This window comes from Amycolatopsis sp. NPDC051758, assembly GCF_044453095.1.
Lineage (GTDB): Bacteria > Actinomycetota > Actinomycetes > Mycobacteriales > Pseudonocardiaceae > Amycolatopsis.
This window is the reverse complement of record NZ_JBITCJ010000001.1, coordinates 488,498-500,704: the sequence shown is the minus strand read 5'-3', so window position 1 is coordinate 500,704 and position 12,207 is coordinate 488,498. Positions and strand designations below refer to the sequence as shown.

Annotated in this window: 11 protein-coding genes; 3 read left to right on the top strand and 8 right to left on the bottom strand. The window is 71.8% G+C overall.

The genetic code is table 11. The annotated features are described in order from the left end of the window. Positions 1-20: 20 nt before the first annotated feature. From hemC to ACIA5G_RS02635, 6 genes are all read right to left on the bottom strand, one after another. Complete coding sequence (gene hemC / locus ACIA5G_RS02660) at positions 21-950, bottom strand: hydroxymethylbilane synthase (RefSeq protein WP_395921857.1); 930 nt, start codon at positions 948-950, stop codon at positions 21-23. Positions 951-970: 20 nt separating this feature from the next. Then, entirely contained in the window at positions 971-2,278 is a 1,308-nt protein-coding gene (locus ACIA5G_RS02655; protein WP_395920482.1) for a glutamyl-tRNA reductase, read from the bottom strand. Continuing rightward, positions 2,275-3,192, bottom strand: coding sequence for a redox-sensing transcriptional repressor Rex (locus tag ACIA5G_RS02650; RefSeq protein ID WP_395920481.1), 918 nt, complete (start codon positions 3,190-3,192; stop codon positions 2,275-2,277). The genes ACIA5G_RS02655 and ACIA5G_RS02650 overlap by 4 nt, the downstream gene beginning before the upstream one ends. Positions 3,193-3,431: 239 nt before the next feature. Further along, positions 3,432-4,988 (bottom strand): molybdopterin-dependent oxidoreductase, encoded by a 1,557-nt coding sequence (locus ACIA5G_RS02645; protein WP_395920480.1) that lies wholly within the window; start codon positions 4,986-4,988, stop codon positions 3,432-3,434. Positions 4,989-5,052: 64 nt separating this feature from the next. After that, complete coding sequence (locus tag ACIA5G_RS02640) at positions 5,053-5,289, bottom strand: glutaredoxin family protein (RefSeq protein ID WP_395920479.1); 237 nt, start codon at positions 5,287-5,289, stop codon at positions 5,053-5,055. Positions 5,290-5,299: 10 nt separating this feature from the next. Continuing rightward, positions 5,300-6,811: an AMP-binding protein gene (locus tag ACIA5G_RS02635; protein WP_395920478.1), complete on the bottom strand. Its 1,512-nt coding sequence runs from the start codon at positions 6,809-6,811 to the stop codon at positions 5,300-5,302. 312 nt (positions 6,812-7,123) lie between these two features. Here ACIA5G_RS02635 and ACIA5G_RS02630 point away from each other — a divergent pair, with 312 nt between their 5' ends. The 3 genes from ACIA5G_RS02630 (at position 7,124) to ACIA5G_RS02620 (ending at position 10,021) form a co-directional block, all read left to right on the top strand. Next, on the top strand, positions 7,124-7,816 hold the full coding sequence (locus tag ACIA5G_RS02630; protein ID WP_395920477.1) for a sigma-70 family RNA polymerase sigma factor: 693 nt from the start codon (positions 7,124-7,126) through the stop codon (positions 7,814-7,816). A 115-nt stretch (positions 7,817-7,931) separates the two neighbouring features. Continuing rightward, the gene (locus tag ACIA5G_RS02625; protein ID WP_395920476.1) at positions 7,932-9,008 is read left to right on the top strand and encodes a DUF5667 domain-containing protein; all 1,077 of its coding nucleotides are present in this window, start codon (positions 7,932-7,934) and stop codon (positions 9,006-9,008) included. A gap of 110 nt (positions 9,009-9,118) precedes the next feature. Continuing rightward, the gene (locus tag ACIA5G_RS02620; RefSeq protein ID WP_395920475.1) at positions 9,119-10,021 is read left to right on the top strand and encodes an HAD family hydrolase; all 903 of its coding nucleotides are present in this window, start codon (positions 9,119-9,121) and stop codon (positions 10,019-10,021) included. A 3-nt stretch (positions 10,022-10,024) separates the two neighbouring features. Here ACIA5G_RS02620 and ACIA5G_RS02615 read toward each other — a convergent pair whose 3' ends face one another. Continuing rightward, the gene (locus ACIA5G_RS02615) at positions 10,025-11,011 is read right to left on the bottom strand and encodes a lysophospholipid acyltransferase family protein (protein ID WP_395920474.1); all 987 of its coding nucleotides are present in this window, start codon (positions 11,009-11,011) and stop codon (positions 10,025-10,027) included. A 107-nt stretch (positions 11,012-11,118) separates the two neighbouring features. Beyond that, positions 11,119-12,165 carry an NAD-dependent epimerase/dehydratase family protein gene (locus ACIA5G_RS02610; RefSeq protein ID WP_395920473.1) on the bottom strand — a complete coding sequence of 349 codons (1,047 nt, stop codon included), beginning with the start codon at positions 12,163-12,165 and terminating at the stop codon, positions 11,119-11,121. Positions 12,166-12,207 lie beyond the last annotated feature (42 nt).

The following is a 12,207-nucleotide window of genomic DNA, read 5'->3' as shown; positions in this document are numbered from 1 at the left end:
TGGAAGCGCTCGGAAAAGCGCTACTGAGCGGGACCGGAGAGGGCTCCGGCTCCGAGGTCCAGCAGCTCGGCGGCCAGGTCCTTGCCCAGCTGGGCGGCCTGGTGCTTGTCGGCCAGCGCGATGGCCCGGACCATGTCCACCGCGCCGTCCTCGCCGTCGACCGCGGCGGTGCCGCGCAGCGAGATCCGTTCCACGACCTTGCCCTCGGCGTCGAGATCTTCGACGATCTCGGCGAGCGCGCCCACCGGCGCGCTGCACCCCGCCTCGAGCGCGGCCAGCAGGGAACGCTCGGCCGTCACCGCGGCCCGCGTGCCCTCGTCGTCCAACGTGGCCGCGAGCAGGTGCTCGAGGTCCTCGTCGGCGGTCCGGCACTCCACCGCCAGCGCGCCCTGGGCGGGCGCGGGCAGCATCTGGATCGGGTCGAGGGTCTCGGTGATCACCTCGGCCAGTCCGACCCTGGCCAGTCCGGCACGCGCCAGCACCACGGCATCCAGCTCGCCGTCGGTGACCTTGCGCATGCGGGTGTCGATATTGCCGCGAATCGGCACGATTTCCAAACCGAGACCCAGCGCGCGCAGCTGCGCGGTGCGCCGCGGCGAGCCGGTGCCCACCGTCGAGCCCGGCGGCAGCTCGCCCAAAGTCAGTCCGTCACGCGCGATCAGCGCGTCACGGGGGTCCGCACGCGGCGGCACGGCGGCCAGGCTGATGCCCGGTTCGGGTGCCGTCGGGAGGTCCTTGTACGAGTGCACGATGACGTCGACTTCGTTGCGCAGCAACGCTTCCCGCAACGCCGACGTGAAAACGCCGACCCCGATCGTGGGAATCGGCGCGGAGGACTGGTCACCGGGCGTGGTCACCTTGACGATCTCGACCTCGGCGCCGGTGGCGCGCAGGGCGTCGGCGACGGTCCCGGTCTGGGCGAGCGCGAGCTTTGAGCCGCGGGTGCCCATGCGAATGACTCTGGTCACTACTACTTCTTCTCCGGTGGGGGCGTCGGGCTCGCCACCGCGGCGGGCGCCTGCGGGTCGAGGCAGAACAGTTCTCGCAACGCGTTCGCGTAGTCGGTGTCGGCCGTCTCGGCGGCCAGCTGCTTGACCCGCACCGTCGGCGCGTGCAGCAGCTTGTCGACCACCCGGCGGACCGTGCGGCCGACCTCTTCGCGAACACCCGGTTCGAGATCGGGCAGCCGGTGGTCGAGCCGCAGCAGCTCGGCGTCGACGACCTCGGCCGCGCGCCGCCGCAGCGCCGTCACGGTCGGGGTGACCTCGGCGCTGCGCTGGCCGGCCAGGTAGTCGCGGACCTCGTCGAGGACGATCCCGGTCGCCTTGGCGGTCTGGCGCTCGGTGGTCGGGGTGCCCGCTTCGCGCATCCGGCGCTGGATGGTGGCCAGGTCGACCACACGCACGGCGTCGAGCTCGCCGACCGCCGGGTCGACGTCGCGGGGCAGGCCCAGGTCGCAGACGACCAGGTCGCGGCCGCCGCGCGGGAGCACGTGGGCCGGGCCGAAGACAGCATCCTGCGCGCCGGTGCAGCAGATCACGACGTCGGCGTCCGCCACGGCCGCGGCGACCGCCGACAGCGGGATCGCGCGGGCCGGCACCCCCTGCTCGGTGACGTTCGCGGCGAGCCGGCGGGCGCGGGCGTCGGTGCGGTTGGCCACGGTGATCTCGCCGATGCCGGCCTTGCGCAGCTGCGACGCGCTCAGCGCGCCCATCGAGCCGGCGCCGACGATGACGGCGTGCTTGCCGCTGACGTCCCCGGCCGCGGCGAGCGCTTCGGAGACGACCGACGCGCCGAGGGTGTCGAGGCCGGTCTCGGTGTGCACGCGCTTGCCGACACGCAGCGTGGTCTGGATGAGCTCGTGCAGCGTGCGGCCGACGGTGCCGACCTCGCGCGCGGTGGCGTAGGCGGACCGGACCTGGCCGAGGATCTGCGTCTCGCCGACGACCATCGAGTCCAGGCCGGAGGTGACGGAGAAGAGGTGCTCGACGGCCGCGCCGGCGTAGTGCACGTACAGGCTGTCGTAGAGCTCGGCCGGTTCCATCCCGGCCTGGCGCGAAAGCACCTCGGAGACGTCGTTGAGGCCACCGTGGAAGGTTTCGACCACCGCGTAGACCTCGATGCGGTTGCAGGTCGAGACGAGCATGACCTCACTGACGTGCTCGGCCTGCTGCAGCTCGTACAGCACCTTGCCCACCTCGGGCGCGGGGACCGCGACGCGCTCCAGCGTGCTCAGCTCCGCACTCCGATGCGAGAGACCGACCGCCAAGACGCTCATGAGCGCACCACCATTTCCCGTCCGCCGTCCGGACCCGAACCGTTCCGCCCGCTGCCCTTGCCATTCTCGGCGGGCGAACCCCCGGTAGGTAATCCGGAAGTGCCCTGATTACCGGCGGCATCATCCGCGCGGCGGGCCACATGGAACGAGAGTATCTGCAGCTCGACGGCCAAATCCACTTTGCGGACCTCGATGTGAGCAGGAACCTGCAGCACCACCGGGGCGAAGTTGAGGATGCACTGGACACCGCCCGCGACCAGGCGGTCACACACCGACTGCGCCGCGGTGGGCGGGGTGGCGATCACGCCGATCGAGATGCCGCGCTCGGCGCAGACCCGCGGGATGTCGTCCATGTGCGACACCGGGAGGCCGCCGACCGGCACGCCGATCAGGTCCGCGTCCAGGTCGAACAGCGCTTCCACCGGGAAACCGCGCCCCGGGAAGCCGCCGTAGTTGGCCAGCGCGTGGCCGAGGTTGCCGATGCCGACGACGGCCACTTTGTGCTGCCGCGTCAGGCCGAGGATGCGCTCGATCTGGCTGACCAGGACGCTGACTTCGTAGCCGACACCACGGGTGCCGTACGAGCCCAGGTACGAGAGATCTTTGCGCAATTTCGCGGAATTGACGCCCGCCGCCTGCGAGAGCTCTTCGCTCGAAACGGTCGTCGCGCCCTGTTCGGACATCGCGGACAGCACCCGGAGGTAGACCGCGAGGCGGGCGACCGCCGCTTCGGGGATCTGCTTCGCCCGGACGGCCTCGGGGGCATCCCCGTTGCGGCCGTTGCCCTCGGCGGGTACGGCGGGCATCTCGGCGGTCGGGGCGTTGTCGGCGTCCGGGGTGTCCGGGCGGCGGGGCCGTCGTGGCGGCCGGCCCGGGGAGTCCGCTCCGTCGCGCCTCCCCCGCTGTGTCACCACGCCGTCGTCTCCTGCCCGCTGTGCGCCTGGCGGCCATCGCCGCGACCGTTCGGAACTGTGTCTTGACCCAGGGCCGGGAGTCCGGTTCGATACCGGGCCGCCCGGGGCGATGGCCATACGGTAGTCCACTTGTGAACGCGCGCACAAAGTCACTGGTCGGAGGCGGTTCCGGGCGGCCGGGCGGGCCCGGGAGATCATGACACCGCGTCAGAATCCTTGTCCGCCAGGCACTTCCGGTGTCAGTGGGCGTCGAGCGTGACCGAGTGCCAGCCGGTGGCGCCGTCGGGCACCGGGTCCGCGCGGTTTTCGGTCTGCGTGTAGCCGTCCTGATCGGTGGCCCGGACGAAGGCCTGGTGCGTGCCCGGCGGCACGTCGAGCTCGATCCACCACATGCGCCAGGTGTCCTTGCTCACCTCGGCCGAGAGCGTCGCCTCGCGCCACGAACCCTGGTCCAGCCGGACCTCGACCTTCGCGATGCCGGTGTGCTGCGCCCACGCCGTGCCGGCCAGCCGGACCTTGCCCGCGGTGACGCCCGCGAAGCCGGTCGGGGTGTCGATCCGGGACTCGGTCTTGATCGGCGCCTGCTCGGCCCAGCCGCGGTTGAGCCAGTACGCCTGCCGGGCGTCCCACTTGGTGAATTCCAGCGACTGGACCCACTTCGTCGCGGACACGTAGCCGTACAGGCCGGGGATGACGATCCGCGCCGGGAAGCCGTGCTCGACCGGCAGCGGCTCGCCGTTCATCCCGATCGCCAGCATCGCGCCGCGCGCCGGGTCGAGCGCGACGTTCGCCGGGGTGCCGCACGTCCAGCCGTCGACGCTGGTGGCGTACATCTGCTCGGCGCCGGCCTGCACCCCGGCTTCGTCGAGGAGGTCGACCAGGTCGACGCCGAGGAACGCGGCGTTCGAGATCAGCGGCCCGCCGACCTCGTTGGACACGCAGGTCAGCGTCACCCGGCGCTCGACGAGCGGCCGGTTGCGGATGTCGTTGTAGGAGAACGTCACCTCCTTCTCGACCATCCCGTGGATGCGAAGGCTCCAGTCCTCGGTGCGGATCTGCGGCACGACCAGGGCGGTGTCGATCCGGTAGAAGTCCGGGTTCGGGGTGATGAACGGCGGCGAGCCCAGCTTCGCGAAGTCGGCGTCGGCGGGCAGCGGCGGCGCGGTGCGCGCCGGGGCGAGCGGCCCGACGGCGGCCCGTGAGTCTTCGGCGTTCGTGCTGGTCCCGGCCACCTGCCCGACCACGGCCGCGATCCCCGAACCCGCGGCGACGCCGATCCCGGCGCGCAGGAACTTCCGGCGGTCGAAACCCCGGTCGGGCGCGCCGTCGACCGGCAGCGCGATCCGGTGCAGGAAGGTCAGCACCGCGAGCCCGGCGACCAGGGCGGCGACCGGCGCGAGCAGCGCCACCTGCCCGAGGTCGCTGCGGGTGTAGACGGCGGCGACCCCGGCGGCCCCGAGCAGCACGACGAGCACCTGCCCGGCGCGCGGCGTCCGGCGGGAGAGCTGTCCGGCCAGCAGCGCGAACAGCACCAGCACGACGCCGAGCCCGACCTTGAGGATCGGCTTGTCCCAGGTGCCCAGCGTCCGCTCGGCCCACTTCACGATGCCGGTCGGGCTGTGGTCGATGACGTAGTTGGCCACCGCGATGAACGGCGAAGCGGTGTAGCCGACGAAGCCCGCGACGAGATGCCCGACGCCGAGGGCCGCGGCCAGCGCGAGGAGCCCGATGAGGGTCGCGACGGGCAGCGAAAGCCGCCTCGGCGCTTCGGGCGGCGCTTCCTGCAGAGTGCTCACGCCTCCATCTTCGGAGCACTCGCTCCGGAAGGCTGCCGAATGTGGCTTACGGACGTGTTACGGCTCAAGCCAGCGCGCGCCGCAGCCGGTCCTCTTCGACGCGCCAGTACCCGTGCTCGGCGCCGTCCACCAGGATCACCGGCACGCGGTCGCCGTACTCCGCGCGCCACTCCGGGTCGGTGTCGACGTCCTCCGTCTTCCACACGACGTCGAGCTCGCCGCAGATCCGTGCGACGTCCGCCTCCGCGACCTCGCAGAGGTGGCAGCCGCCCCGGCTCATCACCGTCACTTCGTGCGCCATGGCGTCCTTATTACCGCAACCGCACGCGGCGCAGCTTCCCGGTGGCCGAATGCGGCAGCGACTCGGCGAACTCGACCGCGTGCGGCACCTTGTACCCGGCCAGGTGGGCCGCACACTGGTCGACGACCTGCTGCTCGGACAGCGACGCGCCGGCGACCGGCACCACGAACGCCTTCACGGCCTCGCCGCTGCGCTCGTCGACCACGCCGACCACGGCGGCTTCGGCGACCTCCGGCAGCTGGGCGATGACCGACTCGACCTCGTTCGGGAAGACGTTGAAGCCGTTGACGATGATCAGGTCGTTGGCCCGGTCGACCAGGTGCAGGTCACCGTCGGTGTCGAGGTAGCCGACGTCGCCGGTGCGGAACCAGCCCTCGTCGTCCGGGCCGTGGTCGCCGTCGGGCCAGTAGCCGGAGAACAGGTTCGCGCCGCGGATCGACACCAGCCCGGTCTCCCCCTCGGCCTCGAAGACGTCGTCGACGTCGTCCGGGTCGAGCGGCACGGTCTGGTCGGTGCCGTCGCTGTCCACCAGCCGCAGTTCGACGCCCGGCAGCGGGCGGCCGACCGAACCCGGCTTCGGGTAGCCGGTGACCAGCGTCGACGTCACCACCGGCGCGCACTCGGTCAGGCCGTAACCCTCGTAGATCTCGAGGCCGGTGGCCTCGCGGAGCGCGCCGAGCACCTTCGGGTGCAGCGGCGCGGCGCCCGACGTCATCCGCCGGACGGTGGCCAGCCCGCGGCTGAGCTCTTCGGCGCCGAGCGCGGCGAACTCGCCGTACATGGTCGGGACGCCGGTGATCGTGGTGACGCCGTGCTCGGCGCAGTCCTCCAGCGTGCGCTGCGCCTCGAAGCGCTCCGACAGGATCGCCGTCGCGCCGACCGACGTCGCCTGCAGCAGGCCCGGCCCGAGGCCGTAGACGTGGAACAGCGGGATGGTGATCAGCACGCGGTCGTCGTGGGTCAGGACACCGTCGACGTTGCCGAGCTGCTCCAGGTTCGCCAGCAGCGCGCGGTGCGACAGCATCACGCCACGCGGCGGCCCGGTGGTGCCGGAGGTGTAGGAGATGACCGCGACGTCCTCGCCCGACCCGCCGGCGTCGACGAATTCGACTACTCCATCCGGGTCGGTTTCCGGCGTGACAACGCTCACGCCGGCCGGCGGCGGCGTGTCGGCTTCGCGCTGGATGACAACCTTGGCACCGCTGTGGTCGAGCAGCCGGGCCAGCTCCGGGTCGGGCGCCTGCGGCGACATCGGCACCACGACCGCCCCGGCGCGCACCGCGCCGAAGAAGCCGACCACGAAGTCCACCGACGTCGGCAGCCGCAGCGCGACCCGGTCGCCGGGCCCGACACCGGCGTCCGCGAGCCGCCTGGCCTGCGCCTGGACGGTGGCTTCGACCTCGCGGAACGTCAGGCTGCGCCCGGTGCCGGTCTCCCGCACGGCCGGGTGGTCCGGCCAGGTCGCCGCGGCCCGCGTGAGCAACCCGCCGACCCCCGACTGCGTCCCTTCTGGAGCACTCACCCGCGGTCCACCTCTCGTCCCTCGGCCAAACCGTTGCAAGTCTGTCATTCGGAGCGACGTCATGGGTGCCCACCGCGAGCGTCGCCTCTCTGCAACCCCGGAGCCACTACCTACTTCGCGGTAACTACACGTATGCTGCACTGCGTCGCGGGGTGGTGTTGATCACCGCCGCGACCGGAGAGAGGGAGTCGCCGTGACGAACTTGCCTGCCCACGAGGTCGTGGGGCATGCGAGCCGGCAGGCCCCTGCTCGCCCGTGGTCCGGGGGTAACGTGACGTACTGGGTCAGAGCCGCCGCCGGAGGTGCCGCCCGATGACCGTGCCGACCGCAGTGAGCCGCGGGCCCGTGTTCATGTTCGCCGAGCGTGTGTTCGGGCGATCGTCGACCGTGCCGGTGAGCCGGCAGGCGTCCGACGACGAGCGCGCCGAAGCGGCGAAGGCCGAGGCCTGGGAGCTGGTGCGGGCCGCGCAGGACGGCGACTCGTCCGCCTTCGGCCGGCTCTACGACCGCTACGTCGACGTCGTCTACCGGTACGTGCTCTTCCGCCTGGGCGACCGCGACCTCGCCGAAGACGTCACCAGCGAGACCTTCCTGCGTGCGCTGCGCCGGATCACGTCCGTGAGCTACCAGGGACGTGACGTCGGCGCCTGGTTCGTCACCATCGCCCGCAACCTCGTGCTCGACCACGTGAAGTCGAGCCGGTTCCGGCTCGAAGTCGTCACCGACGAGGTCACCGAGCCCGGCTCGGCGCCGTTCAGCGTCGGCGCGACGGCGCAGGCGGGCCCCGAGCAGGAGGCGATCAGCCGCGCCACCCGCACCGAGCTGCTGCGCTGCGTTGCGGAACTGGGCGATGACCAGCGGGAATGCATCATCCTGCGGTTCCTGCAGGGACTCTCCGTGGCCGAGACGGCCCAGATCATGAACCGCAACGAAGGCGCCATCAAGGCGCTGCAGCACCGCGCGGTACGCCGTCTGGCACAACTCCTGCCCACCGGATTGCGCTGAATCCACCAACTTTTCGCACTCGTCGACCAAAACCGGTAACCCTGACGGCTTCTGGATCGTTACTCCTCCCAGACCGGTGTCAGGACCGGCCACGGCCCGAGATGGAGCTGGCGCAGTGAGGTTTGCGCGTGAGCGAACCGAGATCGACCGGTTCGCGCGTGCTTTGGAGCCGTCCCCGGTACGCCGGGACGGCGAGTTCGCCGACGAACTGGCCCTCGTCGGCGCCCTGCGCGAGCTCGGTGCGGCCGGGGCCCCGGACCTGGAGACCCGGCAGCGGATCCGCGCGGAGATCGCGGGCCGCCTGGAGACGGCGGCGGCCACCACCCCACGTCGGAGGTGGCGGCCGCGGACCGCCGACCTGGTGGCCGCCGCGCTCTTCCTGTTCCTGGTCCTTTCCGGCCTGACCCTCGTGCTGTCCCGCAGCGCGCTCCCGGGTGACCCGCTGTACGGCGTGAAGCGCGCCGGGGAGTCGACGGCGCTCGGCCTGACCTTCGGCGACCAGGCCAAGGCGCAGAAGCACCTCGAGTTCGCCACCAACCGGATCACCGAGCTCTCCGAGCTGGCCACCGAAGGCGGGAGCGAGGCCGCCTACCGGACCGCGTACGACGACTTCGCCACCGACCTGCGGGCCGGCGTCACCCAGCTGGCCACCGTGGCGACCAGCGACGGCGGCGGGGCGCAGGCGCTCTCCGACGTCCGGCTGTGGGCGCGGAACCAGGCGGCGCGGCTGGCGGCGCAGCAGCCGGCCCTCCCGGCGGACGCGGCCACGGTGTTCGGCGACGTGCGCAGCCTGCTCGGCAAGGTCCAGGAGCGCACGAGCGGGCTGGCCGCGCGGATGAACTGCTACCAGATCACCACCGGCACGTCCGACGAGCTGGGCCTGCTGCCCGCGACCGGCGAGTGCACGCAGCGGCCGGTGCCGTCGTCCGGCAACCAGCCGTCGTCGGCGCCGACCGGGCCGCCTTCGCCGGAAAGCACCGCGCAGGTGGCGACGGGCACGCAGCTGCCGCCGTCGGACGCGACGGCGACCCCGGGCACGCAGCTGCCGACCGACGGGGTCACCCCACCGCCGGTGTACGGCGAGGTGCCGACAACAGCACCGCGGCCGCCGGTGACGTCGACCACGCAGCCGCCGCCGCTGGTTTCGATCCCGCCGCTGCTGCCCGGCTTGCCGCCGATCGTGATCGGCTGAGGTCCGGGCCACACCTGCGACGTGCCAGTGGGCGGCTCGCTACGCTGTGCGAAGGACCCGGACCTTCGCAGGGACGTGGCCGGACGTGGGCAGACGTGGAGGCGGTGTGCGTGTCAGCTTGGCGTGGCAGGGATAAGAGTCAGGAGCTGGAACGGCTCGCCGCGCTCGCGGGCGAGGCGTCGGCCGAGGCCGCCCACGCCCGCGTGGTTTCCGAAGCCGCCGAGCCCCCGGTCCCGCCCGCCCCGCCGGACCTCACCGCGGCCGCCTTCTTCGACGTCGACAACACGATGATGATGGGCGCCTCGATCTTCTACTTCGCCCGCGGCCTCGCGGCGCGCAAGTTCTTCACTTCGTCGGACCTCGCCGGGTTCGTCTGGGGCCAGATCAAGTTCCGCCTGGGCGGCCGTGAGAACAAGGAAGACATCAAGACCCACCGCGAGCGCGCACTGTCCTTTGTAGCCGGTCGCACGGTCGCCGAGCTGACGTCGATCAGCGAAGAGATCTACGACGAGCTGATGGCGGACAAGATCTGGTCCGGCACCCGGGCACTGGCCCAGATGCACCTGGACGCGGGCCAGCGGGTCTGGCTGGTGACGGCGACCCCGATCGAGCTGGCGGCGATCATCTCGCGCCGGCTCGGGTTGACCGGCGCCTTGGGCACAGTGGCCGAAACCCGCGACGGCGTCTACACCGGCCGCCTGGTCGGCGACCTGCTGCACGGCCGCGCGAAGGCCCACGCGGTGCGCGCGCTGGCGTCCCGGGAAGGGCTGAACCTGAAGCGCTGCACGGCGTATTCCGACTCGGCCAACGACATCCCGATGCTGTCGGCGGTGGGCACGGCGGTGGCCGTGAACCCCGACGGTGGCCTTCGGGACGTCGCCCGCGCGCGTGGCTGGGAGATCCGCGACTTCCGGACCGGCCGGAAGGCGGCGAAGATCGGCGTGCCTTCGGTGCTCGGCGCCGGAGCGCTGGCCGGTGCCGTTGCGGCGGGGATGGCTTACCGCCGCCGCTGAGGCTCAGCCGCGGAAGACCGACTTCCGCTGCGAAAGCCGCTGGTAGAGCGTCTGCTGGATCGACTCGCGCACCTGGTCCGTCAGCTGGAACACCAGCATCGGGTCCTCGACGGCCTCCGGCTCGAACTGGTCCGTCCGGATGGGCTCGCCGAACTCGATGCTCCACTTCGTCGGGAGCGGGATCGCGCCCAGCGCGCCGAGGAGCGGGAAGAACGGCGTCACCGGGAAGTACGGCAGCCCGAACATCCGGGCCAGCAGCTTGATGTCGCCGAGCTTCGGGTAGATCTCCTCGGCGCCGATGACCGACACCGGGATGATCGGCACGCCGGCGCTCAGCGCGGCCGACACAAAACCGCCGCGGCCGAAGCGCTGCAGCTTGTAGCGGGAGGAGAACGGCTTGCCGACACCCTTGAAGCCTTCCGGCCACACGCCGACCAGCTCACCCTGGCGCAGCAGGCGTTCCGCGTCCGCGTGGCAGGCCAGCGTCTGACCCGACTTGCGGGCGAACGAGCCGACCAGCGGCACCTGGAACACCAGGTCGGCGCCGAGCCCGCGCAGGTGCCGGCCGCCGGTTTCGTCGTGGACCGCGACCGCCGTCATCAGGGAGTCGAGCGGCAACGTGCCCGAGTGGTTGGACACCAGCAGCGCGCCGCCCTCGAGCGGGAGGTTTTCCACGCCGTGGGTGTCGACGCGGAACCACTTCTTGTACAGCGCGCGCAGCGGCGGCAGGAAGACCGCGTCGGTCAGCTCGGCGTCGAAGCCGAACTCGTCGACGGTGTAGTCGCCGGTCAGCCGGTCGCGGATGAAGCCGAGCGCGGAGCGGGCCGCGTCCGAGAGGACCTCGGGGGCCGGCGCCGGCTGGTCGGCGCCCGGGAACGCGACGACCGGCGCGTCCTCGTTCTCGCGGAGATCCTGTCCCGCCGCGACCGCTTCGGGCTTCTCCCGGCCCGGTCCGTGCAGGGGGATGACCTGCGCTTCGGCACCGCCCACTGTCTCCGCCTCGCTTCCGAAGTCGTCCGAGTCATAAGGCCTGCTGTAACAACCGGAGCTTCGCTCCGGGCCGGGGGCTCCGCCACCCGGACCCCCGAAAGGCCTGCTCATCGGCTCGCCTGCCCCGTCGCCGCAGCCACGAGCACCTTCCCGGCCAGGCCCGCCAGCTTGCCGCCGTCGAGCACGGGCCGGAGCCCACGTCCGACGACGTAGTCGTCGAACGCCTCACGCGTGGTCCACCGCGGGGTGTACCCGAACTCCTGCTTCAGCTTGGTGATGTCGACGACCCGGCCGAAATTCAGCAGCCGGACCTGGTCGGCGGAAAAGTCGACGACGCGGGCCCCGCGCAGCACCTTGCCGACCGACGGCACCACGGTCCGCGGCATCGGCAGCTCGACCCGGCCGGCTCGCCGGATCGCCTGCGAGAGGGTGAGTACCCCCTCCGAGCCGACGTTAAAGACGCCGGGGTGGTCGGTCAGGCTCGCGCGTTCCAGCACGGCCAGCGCGTCCGAAGAGTGCAGCAGCTGGATGCGCGCGTCGTACCCGAAGACCGTCGGCACCACCGGCAGCGCGAAGTAGCGGGAAAGCACGGTGTCGGTCGACGGCCCGATGATGTTGGCGAAGCGGAACAGCGTCGTGGTGATGTCGGGACGGCGGCGCATCAGGCCGCGCACGTACCCCTCCATCTCGACGGCGTCCTTCGCGTATCCGCTGGTCGACGTCGGGATGAGCTCGGAATCCTCGGTGAACACCGCCTGCGAGCGGGCGCCGGCGCCGTAGACCGCCGCCGTAGACTTCACCACCAGCTTGCGGACCAGCGGCGAGCGCTGGCAGGCGGCGAGCAGCCGCATGGTGCCGATGACGTTGACTTCCTTGATCGCCGTGCGGCGCCCCGGCCCGGCCGGGTGCGCGGTGCAGGACGCGTGCACCACGGTGTCGACCTTGGCGGTGCTGATGACCTTCGCGATCAGCGGGTTGCGGATGTCCGCGCGGACGTACTCCGCGTGCCCCATGCGCTGCAGAACCGTCTTGTCCGGGGGAACCGTGTCGACACCGATGACTCGTTCGAAGTCGGGGTTGTTGCCCAGGCGGGCGAGGAGCTTCCCGCCCAGTTCCCCGGCGACCCCGGTGACGAGCACGACGTTCGACGGCATACAGCTCCCTGCGGCGTAGGGCGTGGTGGGGGTGGACGATCA